This window comes from Janthinobacterium silvisoli, from assembly GCF_014200725.1.
Classification (GTDB): Bacteria; Pseudomonadota; Gammaproteobacteria; order Burkholderiales; family Burkholderiaceae_D; genus Janthinobacterium.
Window position 1 is genome coordinate 328,379 of the sequence record NZ_JACHCL010000003.1, and the last position, 26,886, is coordinate 355,264.

At 55.0% G+C, this 26,886-nt stretch carries 27 protein-coding genes; 8 read left to right on the forward strand and 19 right to left on the reverse strand.

Annotated features, from left to right (window positions below; all coding sequences use genetic code 11):
- Window positions 1–2 precede the first annotated feature (2 nt).
- The 3 genes from HDE75_RS17920 to HDE75_RS17930 form a co-directional block, all read right to left on the reverse strand.
- Window positions 3–437: a DUF695 domain-containing protein gene (locus HDE75_RS17920; RefSeq protein WP_183678688.1), complete on the reverse strand. Its 435-nt coding sequence runs from the start codon at window positions 435–437 to the stop codon at window positions 3–5.
- 42 nt (window positions 438–479) lie between these two features.
- Window positions 480–1,145 carry a hypothetical protein gene (locus tag HDE75_RS17925; protein WP_183678690.1) on the reverse strand — a complete coding sequence of 222 codons (666 nt, stop codon included), beginning with the start codon at window positions 1,143–1,145 and terminating at the stop codon, window positions 480–482.
- 95 nt (window positions 1,146–1,240) lie between these two features.
- Complete coding sequence (locus tag HDE75_RS17930; RefSeq protein ID WP_183678691.1) at window positions 1,241–2,128, reverse strand: zinc-binding metallopeptidase; 888 nt, start codon at window positions 2,126–2,128, stop codon at window positions 1,241–1,243.
- 125 nt (window positions 2,129–2,253) lie between these two features.
- Between HDE75_RS17930 and HDE75_RS17935 the strand changes: the two genes are divergently transcribed.
- On the forward strand, window positions 2,254–3,201 hold the full coding sequence (locus tag HDE75_RS17935; RefSeq protein ID WP_260174163.1) for a nucleoside hydrolase: 948 nt from the start codon (window positions 2,254–2,256) through the stop codon (window positions 3,199–3,201).
- 13 nt (window positions 3,202–3,214) lie between these two features.
- Here HDE75_RS17935 and HDE75_RS17940 read toward each other — a convergent pair whose 3' ends face one another.
- The 8 genes from HDE75_RS17940 to HDE75_RS17975 form a co-directional block, all read right to left on the reverse strand.
- Window positions 3,215–4,210 (reverse strand): extracellular catalytic domain type 1 short-chain-length polyhydroxyalkanoate depolymerase, encoded by a 996-nt coding sequence (locus HDE75_RS17940; RefSeq protein ID WP_183678695.1) that lies wholly within the window; start codon window positions 4,208–4,210, stop codon window positions 3,215–3,217.
- Window positions 4,211–4,296: 86 nt separating this feature from the next.
- Window positions 4,297–6,492, reverse strand: a complete 2,196-nt coding sequence (locus HDE75_RS17945) for a TonB-dependent receptor (protein ID WP_183678697.1) — start codon at window positions 6,490–6,492, stop codon at window positions 4,297–4,299.
- A 150-nt stretch (window positions 6,493–6,642) separates the two neighbouring features.
- Window positions 6,643–7,464: an alpha/beta fold hydrolase gene (locus tag HDE75_RS17950; protein ID WP_183678699.1), complete on the reverse strand. Its 822-nt coding sequence runs from the start codon at window positions 7,462–7,464 to the stop codon at window positions 6,643–6,645.
- 114 nt (window positions 7,465–7,578) lie between these two features.
- On the reverse strand, window positions 7,579–8,217 hold the full coding sequence (locus tag HDE75_RS17955; protein WP_183678701.1) for a TetR/AcrR family transcriptional regulator: 639 nt from the start codon (window positions 8,215–8,217) through the stop codon (window positions 7,579–7,581).
- A gap of 113 nt (window positions 8,218–8,330) precedes the next feature.
- Window positions 8,331–9,287: a bifunctional helix-turn-helix transcriptional regulator/GNAT family N-acetyltransferase gene (locus HDE75_RS17960; RefSeq protein WP_183678703.1), complete on the reverse strand. Its 957-nt coding sequence runs from the start codon at window positions 9,285–9,287 to the stop codon at window positions 8,331–8,333.
- 26 nt (window positions 9,288–9,313) lie between these two features.
- On the reverse strand, window positions 9,314–9,778 hold the full coding sequence (locus tag HDE75_RS17965; protein WP_183678705.1) for a hypothetical protein: 465 nt from the start codon (window positions 9,776–9,778) through the stop codon (window positions 9,314–9,316).
- A gap of 66 nt (window positions 9,779–9,844) precedes the next feature.
- The gene (locus tag HDE75_RS17970; protein ID WP_183678707.1) at window positions 9,845–11,788 is read right to left on the reverse strand and encodes a PKD domain-containing protein; all 1,944 of its coding nucleotides are present in this window, start codon (window positions 11,786–11,788) and stop codon (window positions 9,845–9,847) included.
- A gap of 477 nt (window positions 11,789–12,265) precedes the next feature.
- Window positions 12,266–12,880, reverse strand: a complete 615-nt coding sequence (locus HDE75_RS17975; RefSeq protein ID WP_183678710.1) for a hypothetical protein — start codon at window positions 12,878–12,880, stop codon at window positions 12,266–12,268.
- Here HDE75_RS17975 and HDE75_RS17980 point away from each other — a divergent pair.
- Entirely contained in the window at window positions 12,819–13,028 is a 210-nt protein-coding gene (locus HDE75_RS17980) for a DUF1993 family protein (RefSeq protein ID WP_409335665.1), read from the forward strand. The genes HDE75_RS17975 and HDE75_RS17980 overlap by 62 nt on opposite strands.
- A 485-nt stretch (window positions 13,029–13,513) precedes the next feature.
- On the forward strand, window positions 13,514–15,094 hold the full coding sequence (locus tag HDE75_RS17985) for an isocitrate lyase (RefSeq protein ID WP_183678712.1): 1,581 nt from the start codon (window positions 13,514–13,516) through the stop codon (window positions 15,092–15,094).
- Between the two features lie 60 nt (window positions 15,095–15,154).
- Here the strand turns inward: HDE75_RS17985 and HDE75_RS17990 are convergent, their stop codons facing one another.
- Window positions 15,155–15,565 (reverse strand): nuclear transport factor 2 family protein, encoded by a 411-nt coding sequence (locus tag HDE75_RS17990; RefSeq protein WP_183678713.1) that lies wholly within the window; start codon window positions 15,563–15,565, stop codon window positions 15,155–15,157.
- A 112-nt stretch (window positions 15,566–15,677) separates the two neighbouring features.
- On the opposite strand from HDE75_RS17990, the gene HDE75_RS17995 reads away from it, so the two are divergent.
- Window positions 15,678–16,298, forward strand: coding sequence for a TetR/AcrR family transcriptional regulator (locus tag HDE75_RS17995; protein WP_183678716.1), 621 nt, complete (start codon window positions 15,678–15,680; stop codon window positions 16,296–16,298).
- A gap of 191 nt (window positions 16,299–16,489) precedes the next feature.
- Window positions 16,490–17,098 carry a LysE family translocator gene (locus HDE75_RS18000; protein WP_221291918.1) on the forward strand — a complete coding sequence of 203 codons (609 nt, stop codon included), beginning with the start codon at window positions 16,490–16,492 and terminating at the stop codon, window positions 17,096–17,098.
- A gap of 138 nt (window positions 17,099–17,236) precedes the next feature.
- On the opposite strand, the gene HDE75_RS18005 is transcribed toward HDE75_RS18000, so the two are convergent.
- The 3 genes from HDE75_RS18005 to HDE75_RS18015 form a co-directional block, all read right to left on the reverse strand.
- On the reverse strand, window positions 17,237–18,409 hold the full coding sequence (locus HDE75_RS18005) for a lactonase family protein (RefSeq protein ID WP_183678720.1): 1,173 nt from the start codon (window positions 18,407–18,409) through the stop codon (window positions 17,237–17,239).
- 217 nt (window positions 18,410–18,626) lie between these two features.
- Window positions 18,627–19,517, reverse strand: coding sequence for an OmpA family protein (locus HDE75_RS18010; RefSeq protein WP_183678722.1), 891 nt, complete (start codon window positions 19,515–19,517; stop codon window positions 18,627–18,629).
- A gap of 483 nt (window positions 19,518–20,000) precedes the next feature.
- Window positions 20,001–20,744, reverse strand: coding sequence for a hypothetical protein (locus HDE75_RS18015; RefSeq protein ID WP_183678724.1), 744 nt, complete (start codon window positions 20,742–20,744; stop codon window positions 20,001–20,003).
- A 335-nt stretch (window positions 20,745–21,079) separates the two neighbouring features.
- Here HDE75_RS18015 and HDE75_RS18020 point away from each other — a divergent pair, with 335 nt between their 5' ends.
- The 3 genes from HDE75_RS18020 to HDE75_RS18030 all read left to right on the forward strand — a co-directional run bounded on the left by HDE75_RS18020 (window position 21,080) and on the right by HDE75_RS18030 (window position 22,099).
- Window positions 21,080–21,250, forward strand: coding sequence for a type II toxin-antitoxin system HigB family toxin (locus HDE75_RS18020; RefSeq protein WP_260178637.1), 171 nt, complete (start codon window positions 21,080–21,082; stop codon window positions 21,248–21,250).
- On the forward strand, window positions 21,238–21,663 hold the full coding sequence (locus tag HDE75_RS18025) for a helix-turn-helix domain-containing protein (protein WP_183678727.1): 426 nt from the start codon (window positions 21,238–21,240) through the stop codon (window positions 21,661–21,663). The genes HDE75_RS18020 and HDE75_RS18025 overlap by 13 nt, the downstream gene beginning before the upstream one ends.
- Before the next feature lie 145 nt (window positions 21,664–21,808).
- A complete protein-coding gene (locus HDE75_RS18030; RefSeq protein WP_183678729.1) occupies window positions 21,809–22,099 on the forward strand; it encodes an IS4/Tn5 family transposase DNA-binding protein in 291 nt (96 codons plus the stop codon).
- Window positions 22,100–22,310: 211 nt separating this feature from the next.
- On the opposite strand, the gene HDE75_RS18035 is transcribed toward HDE75_RS18030, so the two are convergent.
- The 4 genes from HDE75_RS18035 to HDE75_RS18050 all read right to left on the reverse strand — a co-directional run bounded on the left by HDE75_RS18035 (window position 22,311) and on the right by HDE75_RS18050 (window position 26,884).
- Window positions 22,311–22,760 (reverse strand): hypothetical protein, encoded by a 450-nt coding sequence (locus tag HDE75_RS18035; RefSeq protein WP_183678731.1) that lies wholly within the window; start codon window positions 22,758–22,760, stop codon window positions 22,311–22,313.
- 92 nt (window positions 22,761–22,852) lie between these two features.
- Window positions 22,853–24,934, reverse strand: coding sequence for a peptidase domain-containing ABC transporter (locus tag HDE75_RS18040; protein WP_221291919.1), 2,082 nt, complete (start codon window positions 24,932–24,934; stop codon window positions 22,853–22,855).
- 61 nt (window positions 24,935–24,995) lie between these two features.
- Window positions 24,996–25,676: a hypothetical protein gene (locus tag HDE75_RS18045; RefSeq protein WP_183678735.1), complete on the reverse strand. Its 681-nt coding sequence runs from the start codon at window positions 25,674–25,676 to the stop codon at window positions 24,996–24,998.
- 11 nt (window positions 25,677–25,687) lie between these two features.
- Window positions 25,688–26,884, reverse strand: a complete 1,197-nt coding sequence (locus tag HDE75_RS18050; protein ID WP_183678736.1) for a Fic family protein — start codon at window positions 26,882–26,884, stop codon at window positions 25,688–25,690.
- Window positions 26,885–26,886: the final 2 nt, after the last annotated feature.

Below are 26,886 nucleotides of genomic sequence, written 5' to 3' on the forward strand. Positions count from 1 at the left end.
CTTTACTTGGGCAGCGCGGCCATGAAGCCGGAATAGGTAGCCCAGGCGGGATCGGAGGCGCTGCGAATTTCAATCGGGAACTTCGGACGGTCGGCCAGCGCCGTGTTGAGACGGTTGAAAAAGTCTTCGCCCGACTGCGTGTAATAAATCCATTCACGCAGGTTTTCACCAGTCGATACCAGCGCCAGGGTGGCAAAGCCATCTTGCTCGACTACCGGTTCCAGCGCCGCTTCCAGCTCTTCCATGTGCTCGCGTTCGTTCGGCGCCGGCATGCCGGTTTCATCTTCATAACGCCAGGCGATGATGATGCGGTCCGGCTGGGACGACAAGTCCCAGTCCTCATGAAAGGTATCGACATAACGGTAGATGATGGCCATCTCGTCGCTATGTGTCACGATGGTGCCCCAGCTGCGGGCGGAAGTGGAATTCGGGTTCATAAGTGCAAGATTCAGTGTGAGGATCGATAACAGGCACGCAGCTTACAGCATCGGCGGACAAGTCACATTCCAGGCATCATATTGCCCTGCGCTCTTGCGCAGCCAGACCCGTGCATAGCTGTCGCGGTCGCTCTTGAACACCAGCGCATAACGCTCTTCCTCCTGGCGCACGGACGCGCCCACATCGACCGCCGCCAGACTGAACTTCAGTGAGCGCAGCGGCGCGCAGGCTGTATTGCCCGCCATCAAGAGCCGTGCCCGTTCCAGCAGCGGCTTCTGGTACAGCAAGACGCCTTCCAGCTCCGTATCGGGCACCCTCTGCAGCAAGCGCACCGGTTCAGCTACGGGCCGGCACGTGCCCCTGTCCAGCCAGGCGTAATACTCGATGCCTGCCTCTTGCCAACGTTCCTGCTTGCCCGTTCCCTGCAGCACGAATTTCGTGCGCTGCGTACGGCACAGCGCGCCATGTCCGCGATACGGCGCCGTTTCCACGCTGCCGACCAGTTCGCGACCATGACCGCCCACCACCGGCACGCTTTGGAACACCGTGCGCGCAGCCGGCTGGTCCGGGTATTGCTGTCCATAAAATTGCAACAGCGACGCGCGCTCTGCGGCGGTCGCCGTCACGTCATCGGCAACGGCGCTGGCCGATACCAGGGTGGCCGACAAGACAAAAAGCGCCAGCGGGCGCACGAGGCATGCTTGCATATCATTCCTTCAGAACAGGGATCAAAAGCGGGCACGGCCCAGGCGCAGATTATAGCGCCAGCGGATGATGCCGTGACGCCACCTTGCCATGCACTTTATCCGCCTGATGCCGCCGCCGATTTCAGACGCAAGACATCCTGCAGCAACTGGCGTTTGGCCGACAGCGCCGCATCGTCGCGCGTCCACTGATCCAGCCGCGCCGCATACACCGGCGTCATCATCCAGCCAAACACTTCCGCCTTGTCTTCCTCGGGGCCATATTCGGCGTACATGCTGACCATGCCCGCATGCGGGTGGCCCAGGTTCTGGAAGCCTTTGCCATAGGCCGTCACGCCGCCGTGGCCATATTTGGTGTCGGGCGGATTCAGGGCCAGCCAGACGGGGTCGCGGTAATAGAAATCGTTGTATTGGCGGTATTCGATGAAATGGTAAAACTCGTGGTGCACGCGCATTTCCATGCCGGCCGGACATAGCGCGGCCAGCATATTGTCGGCATACACCACGCTATCGATTTCAGGCGCCGGCATGGCCAGGCGGCGCTGGCCGTCCACGCTCAAGTCTTTCACCAGCACCACATGGCGCAAGCCCGTCTGCGCAAACACGCTGACGGGATAACGTTCCAGCGCGGGCAGCACTATGCTCAGCAGCAATTGCAGGCCGGCACGGTCTTGCGCGCTATCGGTGAAGCTGTGCGCCTGGCTCTCGGGCATATCCAGTTGCCAGGCTGGTGTCAGGTGCAAGGCTGCCAGGCGGCTGGTGGCGATCGCCTTTAACTGGGCCACCGTGGCGCCCGGCACTGCGACCGGCGCGTAATGCACGCTCCAGTCGCACTCGGCGCGCATGCTGTCCTGGCTGGCCGCCTGCTCGAAGGCAGCTGCATATTCCGCCGAAGGCGACTCCATGCCGAGACTGGCGCAGCCGCCCAGCAGGAATAAGCACACGGCTAAGGACACGGCGGCAGGCAATAGACGGGAAGGCAACATAACAGCTTTCACATGGATAAGGGTGTCAACCATTGTACCCAGTCTGTGCCTGCCTGCTAAAATCGGCCCGCCCCCACTACTTCCCCAGGTCGACCATGTTACTGCGCCGTCTTTTGCTTCGTTCTTTGCTTCCCCTGTTAGCCGCCACCCTGTGCGTCAACGCATCGTTTGCCGCACCGGCTGTCCAGCCCGCCCATAAAGTCATCGTCGATATGGATATCGGCGACGATATCGACGACGCCTTCGCGCTGGCCCTGCTGCTGCAAAGCCCCGATATCGAAATCGTCGGCATCACCACGGCGTGGGGCGACACGGCCTTGCGCGGCCGCCTGCTGGAACGCCTGCTGCGCGAAACCGGCCATGCCGGCATTCCGGTCGCGCAAGGCATCGTGACCACCAACAACCCTACACCCTTCACCCAAGCGCGTTATGCGCAGCGGGGACAGGCGCCGGCGCCGCAAGTAAGTGCCGTCGATTTCATCTTGCGCGAAGCGGCGCGCCAGCCCGGCCAGATCACCTTGCTGGCCCTGGGACCGCTGACCAACGTGGGCGCCGCCATCGCGCGCGACAAAGCGTCTTTCGGCGCCTTGAAACAAGTGGTCATGATGGGCGGCTCGGTGCGCGCCGGCTACCGCAAATCGCAGTATGTTCCGAGCCGCCCAGCCGACAAGGAATACAACATCGCCTCCGACGTCAAGGGAGCGCAGGCGCTGTTCAACTCCGGCGTGCCCATCGTCATGACGCCGCTCGACTCGACCCAGATACGCCTCGATGAAGTCGAGCGCAACGCCATCTTCGGCCACGGCTCGCCGGTGACGGACGCCATCACCCTGCTGTATCACCAGTGGATAGATGCATATCAACCGTGGTCCAGCAATATGCCGTCGCTATTCGACGTGGTGCCGGTCACCTACCTGATCGACCCTGCCAGCTGCCCCGTCACGCCACTGCACATTACGGTCACCGATGAGGGCTACACGCGCGAGGGCGCGGGCAAGCCCAACGCCCAGGTGTGCCTGGCCTCGGACCAGCCGCGCTTCTTCAATGTCTTCATGCAGCGGCTGCTGAAGTAATTTCTCAACTGGTTCAGCGCTGGTAATTCTTGAAGAAATTCCAGCTGATGGTGGTAGCGTCCGGGCCCAGTTCATCGCTGAAAGGCCAGCCCGGAGGGCCACCGCTCCACGCGTGGTTCATGCCTTCCACCGTGTATTTCTGTGCGACCACAATCCCGTTGGAAATATAGGTGTCGATGGTGTAGCTGCGGCCATACGGCACCGTCTGGCGCACGATGCTGTCGGCCCGGTAGCGCACACTGTCATTGTCCAGGCCATCGTCGCCGTAATCGCTGGTCTGCAAAAATTGCTCGATGGTTTGTTCGCCATTGATCGGATTGACGACGATGTCAAACGTGCCGTGAAACACCATCGTCGGCATCAAGCGGCGCGGTGAACCGGAACAGCGCCAGGCATCCTTGCCACGCACCTTAGGGTCGAAAGAACTGCCGTTGAACAAGGAATCGGCCGCCGTCACCAAGCCCGTAGCGCCCTTGTACATGCCGCCCGAATGCACCATCACGGCAGCGAACACATCGGAGTAGCAAGCCGCCATGATGGAGGCCATGGCGCCGCCGGCCGAAATGCCCGTGACATACACGCGGTGCTCGTCAACGCTGTATTTATTTTTGACCTTGTTCAAGATACCCATGAAGACGGCCGGCTCGCCCGTGCCCCGTTCCTGGTTCAGCGGCAACATGAAATTCCAGCAGCGCATGGGATTGGCCGTGACGTTCTGGCGCGGATAAACGACGATGAAATTCTCGCGGTCGGCCAGTTCATTGTAGCGGCTGACGGCCGCCATGCTGTTCGGCTCGGAACCGCAGCCATGCAGCATCAGCACCACGGGCAAGGGTGTGCCCGACTGGTAGTTGGTCGGCAGCCACACCTGGTATTCGCGCGAGCCCCACAGGCTGGTGTAGAGGCCAAAATCCCATTGGCCTGCCGACGCGGGCATTGCCGCCAGCAAGCCGCAGGCGGCGATAAAGGTGAGAAAAAAGTGACGCAGATGCAAATGCAGATATGCCATGCCAGTCTCCATGATTGTTATTGGTTACGAAAACAGCGACAACAGGCCAGCTTGATGCAAGACAAACCGGCCACTTTTACAACGCTTTAAAACTTATAGCCAGCCTTGGCAATAATCTGGCGCGGTGGCCCATAAAAACCGTCGAGGATAAACAGGGCCGGGATGTTGTAGCCATCCGTGCGGTAGCGCTTATTGCCCAGGTTGCTTCCGTGCAGGCTGAAAGTCCAGTTCTTAGCCCCTTCCCACACCACACCGGCCGTCCACAAGCTGTAGCCGCCCTGCGCCAGCACTTCGCTCAAGTCGGTGGTCGGATACACCTTGCTGCGGTAGCCAAAGCCGACCAGGCTGCGCAAGGTACCACCCAGGACGGCGCGGTCGGTGCGCGTGAGATTCAAGCCCACTTGCCGGCTCGGTGTATTGCTGAACTTTTGCGTAGACGCAATGTTCTGCCCACCGCTGAGGAACTCGCCATAGCTTGCGCTCAGCAGCGCCACGAAACCATTCACATCCCACTGGCGGTTCGGCCGCCACGAGAATTCAAATTCCGCGCCTTTCACGGTGGCCTTGCCCGCGTTCGTGAAGTCGCCATAAAAACCGGGCAAGCCACCGGGCTGTACATAGCTGGTAAACACCGACAATTGAATATCCTTGTAGCGGTTATAGAACAGGGCCACGTTGACGTCCAGGGTGTCGTCCGGCTTGGCGTACTTCAGACCCACTTCCAGCGCATCGAGTGTTTCATCGCGGTAAGGGCGAGCCGAATCGGGCACCACCAGATTGTTGGCGCGCACGTTGTAGCCGCCCGACTTGAAACCGCGCGATACGTTGCCATACAGATTGGTCGTACTCGACGCCTGGTAGCGCAAGGACAGTTTCGGCGAGGTATTGCTGACCGACAGCGACTTGTCGAAGTCGGCCGCCGTCTGGATAGGCCGCGTAAAGCCCACATCGGCAAAGGCGCGGTTGAGCACGATGGCGCGCTTTTCTTCGCGCGTGTGGCGCAAGCCTGCATTCAGGCTCCACCACTGGCCCAGCGGCCAGGTCCAGTCCGTGTACAGCGCCGTGCTGTCGGTCTCTACCGTGCTGACGGCGGCCGTGAATTGCCTACCCAGAAAGTTGTTGTAGATGCCGCCGCCAGCCGTGCCCTCGAAGCGGTACAGGCCAATCACGCCAGCGCCATAATCGCCACTGTACGACGCTTGCAATTCCAGGCTTTTCTGGTCGTCGTGCGAATCGCCAAACACGTCGGCGATCGGCTGCGGCAAGCCATCGAAATCGATGGTTTGTTCGGACGTGCTGCGCCGCTTGGCGCCGATGACCTTCAGCGACCAGTCGTTCGATACCGTGTAATTGGCGACCAGCGAGCCGCCCCGGTTATGCGTAAAGTTATTTCCCGGCATGCCACTCTGGATATCGTAGGCGCTGGTGCTCGGTGGACGCCTGAGCGGATCGAAAGCGCTCACGCCCATGCGCTGGAAGCCGCGCACGCCCGACTTGTCGTCGGTGGCGTCCAGGCTCAGCACCACGGTGAGCGGTAGCTCTTGCGGAAAATAGCCGACGGATATGCGCGCCGCCGTGCTGTCCTGGTCGCTGACCTGTTCGCCGTTAAAGGTGTTGCGGCCAAAGCCGTCGCGGTCCAGCTTGGCGGCAGCCAGGCGCGCGCGCCAGGTGCCGCTCTCGTTGGCCAGATTGAAGGCAGCCTTGAAATTGCGCTGATTGTAGTTGCCGATACCCACTTCCGCCGAAGCGCCGTTTTCCCTGGCCAGCGGACGCGAAATATATTTGATGGCGCCGCCAATGGTGTTCTTGCCGTACAGCGTGCCTTGTGGTCCGCGCAGCACTTCGATGCGCTGCACGTCGAACACGTCGAGCAAGGCGCCTTGCGGCCGGGCCATATAAACGTCATCGAAATAAATCCCCACGCCCGGATCCACGCCCCATACCGGATCGGCCTGGCCCACGCCGCGGATGAACGCCGTCAGGGTGGTATTGGTGCCGCGCGAAGCGTACACGGTGAGGTTCGGCACCCGTTCCTGCAAGTCGGCCAGGTTCTGGATATTCGCCCGTTCCAATGCCTTGGCAGAAAACGCCGTGACCGCCAGCGGCACATCCTGCAAGCGCTCCTCGCGGCGGCGGGCCGAGACTGTGACGGTGTCCATGCGCTCTTGCGCCTGAGCATCGTCGCTGGACGGGGCCGTCTGCTGAGCATGGGCCACGCTGGCCAGGCTGAAAGCTCCTGCAACAGCCAGGCTTATCGGTATCAGTTGTGTAGCAAGTTTCATGGCGTCTCCTGTTATCAGGCTCGCTGGCAGCAAAGGCAGATGGCTGGGTTGCAAAATCGCAAGACGTAACGGTCCCCGCACGCACCTGGCGAGCACCTTTCCTGCAATGACAAAACCCGATCCCTGCCGTTACAGCAGTGGCCTGTTTATTTATTTTGAATGTGAACTAAGGAAGGACCGCAACAAGGTATTCACACGCTGCGCCTGGTCCAGGGGCGTGGCATGACGCGAATTCGCAATCACCTCGAATTCGCAGTGTGGAAACTGTGCCGCAAAGGCCCGCTTGCTTGCGACAGGCGTGTAATCCTGGTCGGCCGCCAGGATCTTTACCGGCATCAATAAGCTCTCAAAGCATGGCTGTATCTGCCAGTGAAAGATGGCGTCCAGCGCAGCCAGGTAAGCGCGTTTATGCATGCCCGCCATCTGCGCGGCGAAGCGCTCCACCAGCGCTTGCTGCGCCGGATCGGGAAAGAGTTTTTTGCCGATAATCTTGCCCATGGCTTTCAAACCGAAGGTGGCGATCACCGTGCGGCGTAGCCAGTAAGCAAATAGCAGCGCGGGCGGCTTGCTGCCCTGGAACGGTTGCGAATTGATCAGACACAAGCTGGCGATGCGGCCAGGGGCGCGGTTGGCCATTTCCAGGCCCACCATGCCGCCCAGCGAAAAGCCGACGACATGCGCACGCGGTACATCGAGCTGGTCCATCAGATTGAAAATATCGTTGGCAAAGTCGGCAATCTGCCACACGCCATCGGGAGCCGGGCTGCGGCCATGGCCGCGCATATCGGGCACGATCAAACGATAAGTGGGGGATAGCGCCTCGATCTGCGGCTGCCAGTCTTGCGCGCAGGAACCCAGGCCATGCAGCAGCAAGATCGGTTCATGATGCGTGGGCTCACTCTCCGCGCCAGGTTTACCGAGGCCAAGGTCGAGGTAATGCAATGGAACATCGGATGTCGTGTGACGCCGCATTCTGTCTCCTTGCTGTTGAACATGCTTTGTGTTCAGCACAGGGATATTTTTCCCTGCTGTTGGAAATATAATACGGAATCCGAATTCCGATTTCAAGTTAAATCGCTAAATATCTCAAGTCAGGTAATTTAAAGCAACACGCACCAGTTCCTCTTGCAGCGCCGCCGCCGATAAAAACGACAGCGAGCCCGTCAAGGTATGCTGATTCAAAATGCCCAGCAGCACGGGCGGTATCACCATCATCGCTTGCGTAGGATCGGGGTGGCGGATGCTGGCTGATTTACTGGCCAGCACGGCCACCGTGCGTTGCGAAATCAAATGATTGATCTGGTGCACGCGGTCGCGGAATTGCGCATCCTGAGAGGAACGCGTGATCAGTGCGCGCAGCACACCGCGCCGGCCACCGTTGACGCCGACAAACATGGCTACCATGGCGCGGATGAAGTCTTCCAGGCTGCGCCCTTCCCATTGATGCAGTTCCGTCAGGGTTTCGACTTGCTCCACCATATCGGAAAAAAAGCGCTGCAGCAGCAAGCGGCTCAAGGTGTCCTTGTCGCCCAGCAAGCGGTAAAAAGTGCCCACGGACGTTTCGGCCAGCCTGGCCAGGTCAGCCACGCCGATTTCATCGAAGCGGTTTTCAGCCAGCAACTGCTCCCCCACTTGCAGCAAGCGTTCAAACGCCTGCTTGCTGCGCGCCTGCGTGGGTTCCGGTGGAACGATCATTTGCGGGAAAGGAATCGGGGATGGGGGCATGCTCGCCTGTGTCTCGTGATAGTGGAACCGAGGTTCCGTTATGAGGGAGACATATTGTAACGCGAGAGGCGCAAAATGGGGTTCGTTCTGCAAGCGTGCACCCTGCTACCCGCTCAGGGATGGCCGCGCCACTCCATATAAACATCGGCCCGCTGATAATGGACTTCGCCCTCGGGCCGCGCCACATGCACAAAGCCTGTGCTCTCATATAACTGTATGGCAGGCAATAACTTGCTATTCGATTCCAGGAACAGCAGTTTCACGCTGCTGGCTTCGAACGCCTGCAATGCCCGCAGCAGCAGGCGGCGCGCAATACCCAATCCCTGGCAGGCGGGCGTGACGGCCATCTTCGACAGTTCAAAGCTGTCGGCGCTGGCCCGTATCAAGCTGCAAGTGCCGACGATGCGGCCTTCGAGCCGCGCCAGAAATATTTGCCCGCCGCCATCGAGTATGGACGCTTGCGGGTTGGACAGCACCTGGTCATCGAGCGCCTCGACATAGAAATAGCGCTCCAGCCACTCGATATTCAAACGCTTGAAGTCCGGCGCGTATTGCGCTTCGTAATCGATGATATCGACGGCTGCCCGCTCGCGCTGGCGCCGGCATGCCGCGATCACGTCGCCGAAGGCCTTGTCTTGCAAGTGGGCCTCTATCTTCTCCAGATTGGCGATCCACGCATCTGTATTGCCTCCCAACACCACATCGATAGCCGCCTTGACATCGATCCACAGCGGTTCCATGGTATGCAGCAAACCCTGCCCCGCTTCCGACAGCGCCAGCAGCCGGCGCCGCTCATCTTTCGGCTCGAACATTTCCACCACTACGCCAGCATCGAGCAACTTGCGCCCCAGTTGCACCACGACAGGATGCGTCTGCCCTATCTGCGCGGCCAGCACCGTGATCGAGGTGGGACCATTGTCGCGCAGCAGCAATAACAAGGGAAAGCAGCGCGAACTCAGTTCGACGCCAGCAGCCAGATAGCTGCTATCGACACCGGCATACAGTTGATCGGAAAGACGACGCAGGCGGCTGCCCAGCATCAGGGAGCCATAAGTTTGCAGAGTGGACATAGGGTTTATCATAGATACGTAAGAAGTTACGTATACCCTAACGTAAACGGCGATTTGGCGTCAAGCAGACCATCGAGCTCAGTCGTCGCCCGCCACCGGGCCTGGAATACCGTCTCGGCCAGTTCCCCCAGCCCGGGCCAGACCTGCGCCAGCCAGCGCTTGCCCTCTGCGCCGGGCTCCACATACGCTACGCTGCATGTGGCACAGGCCAGGCCAAGAGCGATGACTTGCCCCGCATCTTCCAGGCCGCCGGCGATCATGGCGTCGATCGGCAAGGCAATCAGGGCCGCTGTCAGGTGCGGACGCAGCAGGCAGGCGGATGCGATGATAGCGAATGACGCCTCGACATAGCTCCAGCAATTGCTGGGCCAATGGGCATTTTTGACGGCTTGCACGAAGGCCGCATCGCTGACCGCATCAGGGTGGGCTCGCACATGCTCATAGAAGGCGGCGAGCGCGACGAGTTGCGGTGGGGAAGTCCAGGTGGGCATGATAGATGGAAGCAGGAGGGCTGGCGAACGCAGAACCGAAGTTCCGTGTTCGCCATATTACATCACTTAATTTGACGTGAAGTCTGCGTTATAAACGAAAGACTGCCCCGTTTCCGCCACAAAAAACTTGTAGCTCAGTCTAGCCGTTGCGCCATTTGTCCTTGGCGAGACGAGCGAAAAATTAACGCTGCTACCAGCGGAAATGACCTGGCCCGACACCAAACCAACGATGGCTGGAACAACTCTACCGGTACTGTCGACAGCCGTCACATTGGTAATCATGAAGCTCGTACCGGACGCAGCCACTTTGAAAGTATCCACAGTAAAGTTGGCGGTACACGTACCTGTGCACGTTTGCTGCGCGCCCGCATTGGCAGCGTAGGGCAAGCCGACCTTCGTCTCGATCAGTCCGGCCAGGCTGTCCTGCACCTGATATAAATTGAGCAGATTCGGCGTCGCGGTTACCGTCATATTATCTTCGCTACTGTTCACCGAGCCATCATTGACAATTAATGTAGCGACATAATCGCCTGCCAAGTCAGCGATAAATGTCGGCTGCGCGGCAGCAAGCGATGAAAGCACTGCCTTGCTGCCGGCAGGCTTGGCCTTCAATTGCCATCGATATGTCAATGGATCGTGGTCCGCATCAGTACTACCAAGTCCACTCAAGCGCACAGTCGTTCCCGGCGCGACAACCTGATCTAGGCCCGCATTAGCCATCGGCACCGCATTCGTCAAGCCTGCCGTAGCGATAATGGTAGAGGTCGACGGAGCACTATCGACCGTACCGTCATTGACAACCAGGCTGACGACGTAAGTTCCCGGTACATTTGCCCAAAATCTCGCTACTTCATTAGTGCGAGCCAATTCATTGGAAAACGGCTGCAGCATGCTATTGGGCGGCACGGAGATGAACGTCCATTTGTAGCGCAAACTATCGCCGTCCGCATCCGTACTGCCCCTGCCGTCCAGGAAAACACCATTCGCGCCTGCCAGCACATGCTGATCCACGCCAGCATGCGCCACAGGAGCGGCATTCGTGGACGTCGCCATAATAGTGACGCTTGCCGAAGAACTATAAATAGCGTTTTTCACAAACAACACAGCGAGGTATATGCCAGCCTTGTCGGCAATAAATGAGGGTTTCACCAAATCGACGGAAGACAGGGTGGCGGTACTCCCGTCAGGACGGGAAGCCAGAGTCCAGTAATAAGTCAGGGTATTGCCATTCGGATCGGAACTTGCGCTACCGTCAAGAATGACGGTGCTACCTTTAAGTACGTGCTGCGACACGCCCGCATTGGCCAGTGGCGGAGCATTGACGGCAACCACCGTGACGGTCACGCGCGATACCTCGCTATCCACTTGGCCATCGTTGACCACCAGGCCAACTTCATATGCACCAGGCACATCTACACGAAGGTACGGGCGAGCCGAGGTGGCGTCGACCAATTGTACGGCGCTGCCGTCCGGCTTTGATAACAGGCTCCATTTATAGGTGAGACTATCGCCATTCGCATCGCTGCTTGCGCTACCGTCCAGCATTACCCCTAAAACGCCAGCAACGACGGTTATTGCATTGCCAGCGTAGGCGACTGGCGGGGCATTCGCCACCGATGCGGTAATGGTGACAGACGATAATTCGCTATTGACCTTGCCGTCATTGACAACCAGTGTGGCGACGTAACTGCCAGCCACATCAGCGACAAAAGTCGGTTTCACGGCGGAGAGGGAATCCAGGACGGCGGCACTGGATACGGGTTTGGAGTTTAATACCCATTTATAGGTCAAGGCATCGCCATCGACATCGGAACTGGCACTGGCGTCAAGGGTTACGACGCTACCGGCAATCACACTTTGGGCAAGCCCCGCGTGCGCGACTGGGGCCGTATTAACCACGGTGACCGGAGGCGTCACGGTACCGGGATTTTCCGTCACATCATTCCCGCCACCACCGCAGGCCGATAAGAATGCAACCACGCCCATACACCATAAAATTCTACTATTCATGTAATTCCTATCAGGTTAATTATTTTGCATTTAACCCAATTATTCACGATAAATAATAAATATGATAGACAAAACAATTGAAAAGAAAAATATTTCAATCCCATGTTCCCCCTTCATCTATTTAAAAAAAGAAAAACTGGCGCTCATTGCAAGTATCAAATAATTGAAATTTTTAACGGCGAGTTAGCGATGATGGGGAAATGAATAATAAGCAGAACAGCAAGTAGTGATTTAGCATCGTAAAAAATCTGTCACCATCAAGATAGTTCTACTCAACGACCTGCAAACCATGAAGACCCTCCCGTCGAGATCTTCTCAGTCGCTCTCTGTCACGATCATGCGAACGCAGGAAAATCGTGCATCTCTTAGCGGGCAGGGCAGCACCACATGGTGCTTTGGCTATCACGCTTATTGCAGCGTCCAGACGCACGCATTGCCGCGCTTGATCGCCAAAGTGCGCTGGCGAAGGCTCACGGCTTAGCCAGCGCTGCAGTGCTTGAACACCACAGTAGCGCGCGGCTGGGCATTGCGCTCCAGGTGGTACGTGAGGATCGTGCCATCGGCGCTGATGCTGATGCTCCACACCTTCGTGGCCGCGCCCTTGACCAACCTGGCCGTGTAGTACGATTGCGACAAGGTCGAACCCGTTGTACTGGCCATGCCGCCATACATGGTCACGGCGTCGGGCGTGCCGTCCGCGTGGCGATGGTCGTGCTGCAAGGCCAAGCCCGCCGGCGTGCGGATGATGATCCAGGTGCGCGACTTGTCCGCTCCCACCTGGAATGGCATCTTGATTTGCCGCTCGCTGCAGGCGGCAAAGTCCGCCTGCAGGCGCTTGCCGGCGAAATCATGCTGGGGATCCTTGGGATAGACCAGCACACCTTCGAATTGCTGGCCGCACAGGCTTTTCAGGGTGGCGAAAAATTGACCTCGCCCATCTTTCGCTTGCGCAGCGGCTGGCAGCAGGCCCGGCAAGAAGGCAAAAGTAGCGGCAACCCTGGCCAAGCTGGCCGGCGCTGACCAAGCCTCAATCGACGACGGTGCCGAGCGGCAAGTATCGATCACGCTGGCCGATGGATTAGTCTTTGACATGACGGGCCAGGAATACGCCGTCAACTGGGCCACGCCACAGTTCTATTTCCACCTGGTGACGGCGTACAACATCCTGCGCCACAACGGCGTGCCGCTCGGCAAGGCGGAATATGTGCAGCATATGTTTGCCTATTTACGCCAACCTTGAAGTTTCAGGCTTAACGCATCCATTGATATTGACCATCTCGATGATGGCCTGGGCGGGCGTAGCCATGCCCTCCGCGATCCACTACAGCTTGGCGCCCGCTGCTGGCGCCTGTCACGATGATCTTCATGCTGTCTCCCATTTATTAAATTGATTCGAAGCAAATCATAAAAGTGTTTTGTTCAGTACAACTGGGATACCCGGTGACCCTTGCCACATCAAAAGCTGAAAACCTGTTTCACATCGCGAAAACACGACCACTCATCGACCACACACACGCTCTCACTTTTTGAAAATTCATTCCATATTCTGAAATTTTCATATCAAGCCATTGAAAAACAAGGAATTAATTTAAGTTATATGTCTTATATAAGACTTGATGATCCTGATCGAAAAGCCTACTATTAATTCATGCAGGCGCTACAAACAGACGTGGCGGCACACTCGACGATTTTCTCAAACTTAGTTTTTTTCTTCAGGAGATAGACATGTCCCAATATCAAGACGACATCAAGGCAGTTGCCGGTTTGAAAGAGCAACAAGGCAGCGCATGGAACGCCATCAATCCCGAGTCGGCCGCCCGCATGCGTGCCCAGAACCGTTTCAAGACGGGTCTGGACATTGCCAGATACACGGCAAAAATCATGCGCGCCGACATGGCTGCCTACGATGCGGACCCCTCGAAATACACGCAGTCGCTGGGCTGCTGGCACGGTTTCATTGGCCAGCAAAAGATGATCTCGATCAAGAAACACTTCAACAGCACCGACCGCCGCTACCTCTACCTGTCCGGCTGGATGGTGGCCGCGCTGCGCTCCGAGTTCGGCCCGCTGCCCGACCAGTCGATGCATGAAAAAACGGCAGTCACCAGCCTGATCCGCGAGCTCTACACTTTCTTGCGCCAGGCCGATGCGCGCGAACTGGGCGGCCTGTTCCGCCAGCTCGATGCCGCCGAAGGCAGCGCCAAGCAAGCGATCCAGGCAAAAATCGATAACCACGTCACGCACGTGGTGCCCATCATCGCCGACATCGACGCCGGTTTCGGCAATGCCGAAGCAACCTATCTGCTGGCCAAACAGTTTATCGAAGCGGGCGCCTGCTGCATCCAGATCGAAAACCAGGTGTCCGATGAAAAACAATGCGGTCACCAGGACGGTAAAGTCACGGTGCCGCACGAAGATTTCCTGGCCAAGATCCGCGCCATCCGCTACGCCTTCCTGGAGCTGGGCGTGGATGACGGCATCATCGTGGCCCGCACCGATTCGCTGGGCGCCGGCCTGACCAAGCAGATCGCCGTGACAGCCACGCCAGGCGACCTGGGCGACCAATACAATAGCTTCCTCGATTGCGAAGAAGTCTCGGCCGATGCGCTGGGCAATGGCGACGTGATCATCAAGCGCGACGGCAAGCTGCTGCGCCCTAAACGCTTGCCCAGCAACCTGTTCCAGTTCCGCGCCGGTACCGGCGAAGCACGCTGCGTACTCGATTCCATCACCTCGCTGCAAAACGGCGCCGACCTGCTGTGGATCGAAACGGAAAAACCGCATATCGCACAAATCGGCGGCATGGTCAGCGAGATCCGCAAGGTGATTCCAAATGCCAAGCTGGTGTACAACAACAGCCCATCGTTCAACTGGACCCTGAACTTCCGCCAGCAAGTCTACGACGCGATGAAAGCGGAGGGCAAGGACGTGTCCGCCTACGAACGCAGCCAATTGATGAGCGTGGAATACGACCAGAGCGAACTGGCGGCCACGGCCGATGAAAAGATCCGCACCTTCCAGGCCGATTCGGCCCGCGAAGCCGGCATCTTCCACCACCTGATCACCTTGCCGACTTATCACACGGCCGCCTTGTCGACCGACAACCTGGCCAGGGAATACTTTGGCGACCAGGGCATGCTGGGCTACGTGGCTGGCGTGCAGCGCAAGGAAATCCGCCAGGGCATCGCCTGCGTCAAGCACCAGAACATGTCGGGCTCCGACATCGGTGATGACCACAAGGATTATTTCAGCGGCGAAGCAGCACTGAAAGCGGCCGGCAAGGACAACACCATGAACCAGTTCTGATGTTGTTGTCTTGATCAGAATAAGCTCGCTGCGGCGAGCTTATTTTTTGGGAGTGAAGACTTAGGGCTGCAACGCTTGCGCCACGGCATAGCTGTCTTCCAGCATATGACAGCGCACGATCAAGCCATCACGCACGGTCAGATCAAAAGCAAACGCCGTCTCCATCAGCTTGCCGGTGCTGCGCGCACGCGAAGCCAGTTGCCCCAGCACCACGCCACGCTCGCCTTCGGCCAAAATGGCGTGCAACTCGAAGCGCTCTGAAATGAGCTGGTCGCGTATCTGCTGATAAAACTCGGCCACGCCGGCCCGCCCCACCTTGCGGCCTATCCAGGGCACGCTGGCTACGTCGCCGGCGATATTCCAATCGATATCTACACTAAACAGCGTAGCGATCTGTTCAGGGCTGGCGCCACCGCCCACGGTGGCAAATAAATTCTCGATCGTCTCGCGCGTGCTGCGTTGATTGCTCATGCTGATTCCATTTATGTAGTCAATATTAAACAATTATCCAAGCCCGCCACCACGTATGTCAATGATTTCTGTATGATGCGTTACAAAAATAAAACGATAGAGGAAAAACACGATGACCATCCGAGGCCGCCCGCGCGCGTTTGACCGTGAGCAAGCGTTGCAAACCGCATTGATCACATTCTGGGAAAAAGGCTACGACCTGACCCAGGTTGCCGACCTGACGGCCGCCATGGGCATCAAACCGCCCAGCTTCTACGCCGCCTTTGGCTCCAAGCAAGCCGCATTCAACGAAGCCATCGACCTGTACCTGCGCACAGTCGGCAGCAAGACCATCCACGTACTCGAACAGACGCCGGCAGTCAACGACGCCATCCGCGCCATGCTGGCTGAAAGCATCAACGCCGCCTTGAGCGCGCCCGCTGGCGGCTGCCTGCTGATCCTGGGCGTAATCCACCGCACGCCAGACAACGCCCAGCTGTGCCAGCGCCTGGAAGACATACGCATAAGCAACGTCGATAGCATCCGCAACCGTCTGCAGCGTGCTGCTGAAGAAGGAGAGCTAGCCGCCACAGCTGTGGAGGGATTGACGCAGTTGATTGCGACGGTGCTGCAAGGCTTGTCTTTAAGGGCGCGCGATGGGGCAACGCGGGAGGAGCTGGAGCTGGCTGTGGAGGGGGCGATGGCAGTGTTTGAGCAATTAGCTGGCGGCAAGAGGCAGGCATCTGCACAGTAAGCGTGCGCTGGTCTGAGCATGACTAAGCCGGTGCAAGCCCCCTGATACTTCCTTCACCAACAGGCAACTTTGAGCTGTGCTAATCTTTGCCTCCCCTACTCGGCCCACACAAAGACAGCGTGCTGGCATGTTGCCGGGCTTAACATTATTTCTTCTGGAGTTATAACGTGCCTGATGCAAGCGCCTTACTGATGTTTGGACTCGTCGCGCTGGGCATGGCCTTGACGCCCGGCCCCAATATGATTTATCTGATTTCCCGTTCCATCAGCCAGGGCCGGCGCGCAGGTTTTATTTCACTTGGCGGCGTGGCGCTGGGCTTCCTGTTCTACATGCTGTGCGCGGCATTCGGCATCACCGCTTTTGTATTTGCCGTGCCCTATGCTTATGATCTGTTACGCTTCGGCGGCGCGGCCTATTTGCTGTATCTTGCCTGGCAAGCCCTCAAGCCAGGTGGGCGCTCCGCGTTTGCCGTGCGCGATTTGCCGGTTGACGGCCCACGCAAGCTCTTTCTCATGGGCTTTATCACCAACCTGGCCAATCCCAAGATTGCAGTCATGTATTTGTCGCTGCTGCCGCAGTTTATTAGCCCTGGACATGGCAGCGTGCTAACGCAATCAATAGCGCTGGGCTGCGTTCAAATCATCGTCAGCGTGACAGTCAATGGCGTGATTGCCGTGATGGCGGGATCGATTGCAGGATTTTTGGCGCGGCGGCCAGGGTGGGTGTTGCTGCAGCGCTGGATGATGGGTGGCGTGCTGACGGGCCTGGCAGTGAGGATGGCCTGGGAAGGCAAAAAATAAATCCAGGGATTTTGGCTTTCTCCCTTGATTGCAAAGAACTGTATCACTGCCTGTCTTGCTACTCCTTGCGGCACCATCCATCACGCTCATTCTGTATCCACCGTAAAGGTGGATACAATTCAATATCAAGCCAGCTAGTTAAACCCCAGCCAGACCCTGCAAACTGATACCAGACTTGCTGTGCACAATCTGTTCACCGCTGCGCTTGAGCGAGCCATCGCTGCCGATGGCGTACACGACGATCTTGTCGTTGCCGGCAAAGTCCTGGTACAGGAACTTGCCATCCGGGCTGACCCAGGCATCGGCTGCGAAGCTCGATGTACCAGCGGTAATTGCCGGTTCGACAGCGGCGGCGGCATTGACCAGTGTCAAATGGCCCGCCGCATCAAGCGAGAACTGGGAAATGGCGCCGCTGCCGTTGCTCACATACACAAAACGATTGTCTGGCGTGATGGCGATCCAGCACGGCGCCATCTGGCCCGTCACGGTAATCGGAGCGCCCAGGGAACTGAAGCTGCCGCCAGCCGTAAAATTGTAGGAGCTGGCGGTGGTACCGGCGGCGTCCGCCGTCAGGTACACATTCGATTGCGCGCCATGGCCGAAGACGCCGCCAAACGGGCCCACGCCTACCGTGGCCGAGTTGACTGGATTGGCCAAGGTGCCATCGCTATTGATAGCGAAAACGAGCAGCGTATTGCCCGGCGTGACCGGCGACAATGACTTCAGGAAACCGTTGACGACCACGAATTTATGGTCCGGGCTGATCGACACCTCGGTCGGCAGCGCATCTTGCTGCAGCACGGCATAGGAGCCCAGCTGCGTCAGCTTGCCATCGGCGCCGACACGGTAAGCACCCAGCTCATTGACACCTTGCTGATGCGTCACGTACAAAACACCGTTATTGAAAGCCAGCGAAGTAGGCCGGATACCGCCAGTGGACGACACGCCCAGCAAGGTCAAACCGCCAGTCGGCGCAATCGTGAAGACGCTGACGGTATTGTCGCCTGCATTGGCCACGAACAGCTGCTTGCCATCGTCGGACACCACCACGCTGTGGTTACTGGTCAGCGCATCAGGCGCGACCGTATTGCCCATGAAATAGTTCACGCCATTGGTGCCCTTGCCACCCGTCGCGACTGGCGCCATTGCGGTCAGCGTGCCATCCGTGTTGCGCAGATATTGCACCACCATATTGGTGTTGTCATTGGTCTGGGCAAACAATTGCGAGGCCGCTGGCGCCTGGCTGCTGCTGCCGCCGCACGCTGCCAACAGGGTCGCTACCGCACTGGCGATTAAAAAATTCTTGATCATTTGTTTCTCCGCTAAGTTTTATCTGGCGCAGCCGGAATGGACGACGCCGTTGTGATTCCATGGGCCAAGAGGGGATGGCTTGGGGTTGCGGAGGGTACTTCGGTGGGGATAAGGAATTAGTTACAGGGCGGGAGGAATTTCTTGGAATAATCTACGAACAGCCCACAATTCTTCAATGCCAGCGATACAGCACTGGCATTCAAAAACGCCAACAATATCAGCGTTTTACCAATTCGACACGGCGGTTCTTGGCCCTGCCTGCCTCATTAGCATTGTCTTGCAATGGCCGCTCGGCGCCCAAACCAAGGGCATTGAGGCGCGTGGCATCGATGCCTTGCGCAGTGATGGCTTTCACAACAGCTTGCGCACGCGCAAGTGACAAGGTTTTATTATGCGCGGCGGCGCCAACATTGTCGGTATGGCCTTCGATATTCAATTGCAACTTGCTGTCCGCGCGTAGCAGCTTGACGATCTCATCGACTGCTGTTTTACCTTCTGCCTTGATCACGTCGCTGTCGGTGTCAAAAGGCAGATACAGCGCGACGTGGCCTTGCGTTTGCAAGCTCGCCGCCATGGCATCGGCCTTGATGAAGCCAACGCTTTGCTGCAGCGGTTTTTCTTCTACAGTCAGCAGCCAGGTTAAATTATCGTCATCGAAGATCGACACGACAAACCAGATATTGGTCTTGTCCGTGCGCAGCAGATAGACATGGTAATTCTTGCCACCATTACTAATGCCGGGCAAGTGCATTTTTTGCGCCAGCACACTATCTTGTTCAGGATGTAATTTTCTAAATTCCGGGTCCGCTGGCACGATGTCATTGACCAGCACACCACCCAGCAATTTGATCGCATTTTCGTGATTTTTTACGGAACCGATGGCTGACATTCCTATCGTGTTATGCGGAAAGAAGCGACGGGAAACCTTGCCTTCTACCGTACGCAAATCATGGCCGGCGATCAGCTGGACTTCGTCAAAATCGGAGTCTTGCGTATTGTGCTTATAGCCGTCATCCAGCTTGTCTGGGTAGGCCAGATAAGGAAACGGCGGCAATGCCACGCTCGATACCGGCACACTATTGATATCGAATCCCGGCTTGGCAGCCATGGACGACGCGACCTGGACAGTATCCGCACTACTGACACTGGCAGCGCTGGCGTTACTGGCAGGTGCTTCTGCCGGTTTTTTCTTGCAAGCGGCCAAGCTTAACGCTGCAAGCAGACAGACGGTAAATGACAAAGTATAAAGGCGCATAGTGGATGGGAAGAATAAGTGAGAAAGTCAACGCGAGGGAGTCAGCCAAATACTGAGTAAAGCCTTGCGTGATGTATGAGTGAGAAATTGAATCTCTACATTGAGATACAGTAGAAAATAACGCAATACTTATCGAAACGCCAGTGATAAATGTGTAATGCGGATAGCTGTCTCGGGGGGAGTGGCTGGTATGCCGGGAAGCTGCTTCAATCGCCAGCTGATTTGACAAGAAGATACCTGGTGCAGACGTCAGCCTTCACCAGGTATTAGACGCTGCCCCCCCCCTGCCACACGTGCCAGTGACCGGGGTTTGTAATGGATGGCTTGATGGCGAACTTATTTTGCCTTACCGCGAAAAGTGACGCTTTGACGAGCAATGGTCTGGGTCACAAAATCAGCGTCGTTCGGAATCGGTTCCCAGAAATAAGGATGTTTAAAAAAGGGAATCCACTCAAATTTGCGCGAACGGAAAATCCAGCGGTTTTTCTTGAATTCACTGTAGCGGTCGCCCTTGTAGCGCGGGTCTACCGAAGTAAACGGCAGCAAGCGTTCGGCAATATCGGTAAATTCCAGGGTTGGATGCGCATCTTTGAATTGTTCAAAAACGTCAAATTGATCGCGGCAAATCACTTGTATCGCTGTTTCCGGAAACCGATAGCGCTGCGCCCACAGCACATGCCAGCCTGACTCTGTTTTGTTAATGAAGTCGGCCAGTTTCTGGCTCAAAACAAAAGCATCCGATTCGATATGAATAATCTTGTCGGCGCCGAGGGCCTTGGCCACCTCGATCGAATGCAGAAAACTGCGCCACCAGCCAGGATAAGCCTCGATGCTTTGCCGTCCCAGATTATCCTCGAAACGTATCAGGATATTTTTATCATCCACTCCGGCCAAAGGTGCATCGTGCGCAACGCTCTTGATGACCTCCTGCGGCGGGATGTACGGAGAACCGTCATCGATCAGGATACGTTTGACGACATCGATGGGAACGTCCTGGTAATAATCGAGCCACCGCTGATAACGACTTTCCCAGGAGTGGACATCTCTGGAAAAACTGGTACAAAACATAATGCTTTTCATGGTGGCGATGGGTGATTTTCTTCGGACGTTGCCAGGACTGGGGACTATTTTACGGCCGAGATGAGGGGATTAAAAGGATAGTGATGGGGGCAATCTGGATAGCAACTGGCGTGTTCTTACACCGCTGTTTGTTCGTCTGCTGGCTTGGGCTGGATTGACTGATGTTTGCAGTATAGGCCAGGCGCCGGTCAGTTTCCGGGATGTTATCACAGATGCACTAGGCAACTTTGGGAAAAGTTGTTGGGGGAGTGGGTAACTGGCTGGCTTGTGGGCTGATGAAAACTACGAGCAGGCGCCTGGAGGGTGTGGAGGCTAAGGTACTGAGCAGGCTGTGCATGCATGGCGGAACTGGCCTTGGCTCCTGTTGGCTCCTGTTGGTTTCTGTTGGTTGCTGTGAAATAGGCGGAAACAAGTATCGCATCATCGCTGCGATACACTGCAATCGGCAGCTCCTCTACGTTCGAAACGTGTACACCCATAAGGAATATGACGCATGGCAGCCCTGATGGATCACAAAGTGGTCGAACAAATCACTACGCATTACCAAGCATTATCGACGCTGGTGCCCCTTCACCCACTAAACGATGAGGCAGATTATGAGCGCGCAGTCGGTATCTTGAACGGCCTGCTCGATGCCGGCGCCGCCGATGAAAATCATCCCTTGGCCATGCTCGTTGACACGCTCGGCATGTTGATCAGTAAATATGACGATCAGCACTATCCCGCTCCGCCAGTCTCGCCTGCGGCAGTGATACGCTCGCTGATGGAACAGCATCAATTGACTCAAAGGGACTTGGCTGAGATCGGCAGCCAAGGCGTCGTATCCGAAGTCTTGAGTGGGAAGCGGAAACTCAATATTCGTCAGGTGAAGGCATTGGCTAGGCGGTTTGATTTGCCTGTGGGGGTGTTTGTTGGTTGATGGGGGGGGTGTTGGTGCAACTCGTTATACACAAGTCTGCCAGTCGCGCCGTGGTACTGAAAATCAATTTACTTTCAATGACTTGCCAGCCCCCCTTGTAAAGGCTTGCGAAATCGCGTTTACTTTCGTCCTTTGCGTGGCGTAAATGGCAGGCAAGTCGAGAGCATGGACGGACTCGGAGTTTGAGCAACTCGACTTGGGCGATGCGCGCCTGAACCGGCAAGCGAGGACACTGACGGAAAGTATGGCGGCGACACCGACGGCGAGCGTGCCAAAGGCGTGTAACGGCTGGGGCGAAACGATGGCGGCATATCGTTTCTTCGACAATGAAAGCGTTGAGTGGCGTGCAATCCTGGAGCCGCACTGGCAGCAAACGGAACAGTGGATGGCCGCGCAGACGGCCAGCGAGGCTGGTCCGAAGGAAAGCCTGCGCTGAATCCGTTATGAAAGCCCCGAAAGTTGGCATCCGGCTTTCGGGGCTTTATTCCAAAAAAAGATAGGTTAAGAGACAGCGTTGCCAGCTAGATTGCGCCACAATGAAAAAGCTCGTAGTTATGCGGGCTTGGCGGTGTTTTGCTGCTTGGAATTGCCATTGTTTACGCAACGAAGAGGATAGCCAAGTTTTCAGTGCAACTTAATATCAACGATTAATTGATCTTATTGGCGATCACTGCATCCTGACTGGTCGGCTGAATTTCACCACCTTCAACTTTACCCCCTGCCCCAATTACGGCTCGAAACATTACAGGTGCGATTGTCCCTTTTGACGTATCAAAGCCGAAAAATTGGACATTAAGTGCGTTAGGCAGGCAAGCCACTCCCAATCTACCGTAGAGCGAACGATTATTGATACTATGTCCAAGCGCAGTATCGCTAACATCAACCTGCTGCTGATCTGCCTTAAACCACAGCCTCTTGCTAACTCTCTGAAAACGAATTTCATACTTACGATTGTCGCATTCAGCACTGTAGGCGATTTCATCCGCGTTTGACAGCTTAGGACCAGGTCCACTAGTCACTGATACAGACTCTGCACTGGCGAAATTCGCGCCACCGAACAAGATGGCGACGAGGGTGGCAGCTTTAAAAATTTTCATACAATTCCTGTAAGGTTGATTTACTGGGGGGGATTGCAAGACTTCGTCTCTACAATGCTGATTACTATGCGTTTATGACTGCCAGAGCGGTCTTAACTTGTCTGCTTCAGACGATCAAAGATAACAACACCTTGATCTATACCAATAATTCGATCAGCCGCGTCAATAGTTTCCTTACGATGAGCAACGATAATACGAGTGATAGCTAGCTGTTTTAGTGCGATATTAATGCTGCTTTCGCGCTCGGCATCCAATGATGACGTCGCTTCATCAAGAATCAGGATTTGTGGCTCACGATAAAGTGCGCGCGCAAGCAGCATTCGCTGTTTTTGTCCTCCTGAGAGCGTTGAACCTAAGTCACCAACTAATGTTTCAGCTCGCATTGGCATCGTATTCACTTCGTCGTACAGGGCAGCAGCGCGCAAGCAACGCCATACTTTGTCAATATCGATGCAATCGTCAAAAAATGCGACATTTTCCGCAATAGAACCAGAAAGCAATTCATCATCTTGCATAACTACCCCAAGAGAGCGACGTACAGCACGCGTGCCCCAAGAGCGCAAACTCTGGCCATCTATCAGTATTTCGCCAGCTGCTACCGGATACAATCCACAAATTATTTTAAGCAGTGTCGACTTGCCAGTTCCGGAAGGACCGACAATTGCGACAAACTCTCCCTTTTTAATGCTGAACGAAATATTCGAAAGTATGTACTTTTCTTGGACAGCGTATGTGAAGTACAAACCACGCACATCAACGTTTCCTTCAATGACACGGTCGATCATGCCCCCCCCGGTCAAGCCATCTTCCTGTTTCGTCAGTACGATATCTGCCAGGCGGTAACTATAGATTCCGGTATTACGCCATTTGACGTATTGATCAAATAAAGCATTAGCTTTTGACGAAAATTGCGTCTGGTAGCTTAAGAATGCATATAGCACTCCTATACTCATCTGGTGCTGCATGACCGATTTGACGCCAAGGTAGATAAGAAAAATTTTTACTAGGCCATCAACGAGTGACTGTAATGTTCCGAACCCCAAATTTACTATAGAGAGTGCTTGGTCACGCTTGATTGTTTCTGCAAATTTGTTAGCCCATTCGCTCTCCCGCTCGTTTTCTGCTCCCATTATCTTAATGGTCTGGATCGCACGAATAGACTCAATACGTTTTCCACTCTCCGCTATCTTCGCCATCATTGCCGCCGCACCCAGTTTTATCGTGACTGGTATGGAAATTAATCTCAGGAATATATAACACATGAAACCTGCGATCACGATTAAACCCAAGCGCAAGTCATACAGCAGCATCATTGCCAAAGTTACCAAAGCCAAAGTTCCATCAACGATAGCAGATACCAGACTTCCAGATAGTATATCCCTAACTGGCGAAATGGCATCAAAACGCGACAAGACATCGGCTAACCGCCGTTTTTGAAACCAGGGTAGCGGGAGGCGAATGAGATGCCTGAACAAGCGTAGACTCATGTCCCAATTCAGCAGTGACGTTAAATTAGTTGTTACTACGCCGCGCAAAAATGTAGCTCCGGCATTGAACACGCAGAACATGGCGAATCCAACTGCAAGTGCTCCCAAAATTTTGTCGTCACCTTTCAATGCGGCTTGGTCTATCGCTGTCTGCAAGTAGAATGGCGTGGCTATGACGTATGCCTGCAAGACAAAAGAAAGAAAGATGATTTGTCCAAGGGGGGTCCACATTTCGCGAGAAAATTTGAACCAAGATGAAAGCGACAGTTCGCTTGGCCGACGTCGCCTGACAAAACTTGCGGCAGGTGTTAGTTCAAGTGCTACACCAGTAAATTTGCTAGATATATCTTTGATCGATGGATAATATGTTCCAAAGGCAGGATCAAACACCAGGTATTTGTTGCGTTTAACTTTTTCAAGCACGACGAAATGTTGAAAGTTCCAGTGCAAAATGGCGGGAGTTTTCAAATCAGCAAGTTCATCCACCTCACAACTTACAGCCCTACCTACCAATCCAATATCAGCAGCGATATCCTTCATCTCACGCAGATTTAGGCCTCTATTTGAAACGGGGTACTTCCTCCTTAGCTCATTTAGCGCTTCGTTGCCGCCTAGCTTGCTCGAAACGTGAGCCAGGCAGACTAATCCACACTCAGACAGCTCATCTTGCAGTAGAAGTTTTTTCATTAGTGATCGAGATTTCGAGATGGCCGTTCTGTTAGCCGGCATAACAAAACGGCACGCTCAATTAGTGGTCGGTGCTAATATTATTGCCAAGATGGTTTGTATTCGGGCTCACCGTGTGATCGTACTCATAAGTAGAGTGCGTTGCTTCGTCAACGATATACATCAGCGCATTTGGATCGACGGCAGATGTATTAGCTGTCAAAGTGCGAATGCTCTGTACGTCTGTTTTCGAAGGGAAAGCCTCATTTACACCGGGCGTTTCCGGATGATCGTGTATCCAGGCAACCACCTTTTCGCCCTGGCTCAAATCTGCAGTTGCAGTATTGCTATCTTCATTTCCAGTACTGATTGGTCCAGTGCGGAGAGTTCCGTCAACCGCACGAATAATCAGTGCACCATGTTCGTTACCATCAATTTTTGTCATTGCCGCCAACTGCTTGCCGAGATCATCAGCAACATTACGCAAATGATTCAGATCCACATTCTCAGGAACATGGGCTGGAGCTGGTGATGAGTGCTGCGTGGTGCTACTGCTGCTGCCACCACTTCCATGGTCCCCGCCAGAATCGCTAGGCGAATCACTGCCCGGATCTGGATTCCAACCGCCGTCGCCACCACCGTCGTCGCCACCGTTACCGGATGCCGAGACGGTTACGCTAGGGATACCGGTAGTGTCAGTATTAGCAGCAGCCTGGCGACCGCCAGCTACAAGATCAAGAATGTCGTCAGGAATAATACGCATTGGTTCTCCATCTATTTAAAATCATAAATAAGTAACAGTGCATCATTGACATCACATATCTCCGTCAAATAAAACGTAGATATATTTATGATAATTTTCGCATCAATTACTGGATCATTGGTCCTAATTAATAATTCAAAAATATCTATCTCTGGCAAACTATATCGTATTTCACGAAATAGCGCTCTTAACTCCTCCCCTCTTTCCGAATTAACAACAAAAGTAATAGCCGTGCGGTTTGCATTTTCCTCGAAAACCGAAAGCAGGGAAAAAGCGTATTCTATTTCCCCAAACTCTAGAATCTTTCTGGCAGCCTCTTGGATCAAATCGATAGATTTTGAAGACGGAATCTGTTCGCATAGTTCGCCCCAAGAAATGGTAAATGGTGAAATGGCATTAAGATCAAATTGACGCTCTCGGAAGTTGTTAACCTTATTACTATTAATGAAATCAATAGCAATAGGATCTTTTACACATATAATTTCTGAGGCATACTTAATATATTGCTCAAATAAATCAACAAGAAAAATTGTGAGAGGATAATAGTTACCATCGGCATGGCCACGCGCCAGCATCTCCTCAAATATCCCTTTAGAACATCTAAGAATTTCAGATAGTGGCATGATATGCGCATCGAAACCTGCGCGATCACGTAAAAATGCATTAACTAATACACGTCCTGTTCGTCCATTTCCATCGGAAAATGGATGAGAAACCAACATGATGATAAAAATATTAATTGCATCCCAAATAGGATTAGCACTGTTAAAAACTTTAAATGAATGAAAGACAGGATCGGATTTCCCCGGTGGAGGAATTCGGAGCCATGGCAAGTGCTTTATTGAGAGGTCACTGGTACGAAGGGGCTCACTGGAACCAAAAAGGTGGACCCGTATAGCACAAGCAACATCATAAATTTTCCCATCGCTGAAATTTTGAGGTTGTTTTCTTAAAAGACTGAGAACAGACTTTTCCATTCCAAGTCCGAATGCTGGCTCTTCTTTCAATTTCGCTGTGGCGACTATAGATTCACGAACATCCGGATCGGAAGACTGGATAAATATAAATCCATCAAGTTGCACATACGTCAAGGAAACAGATCGAATCGCCTTGTAATTCTGATACAACTTGTGCAGGCGAGCTTTGGTATGATTATCCAGATCTCTCCAGCGCAAGGGGAAGAATGGTGGACTAATTTTTGATTTCATAA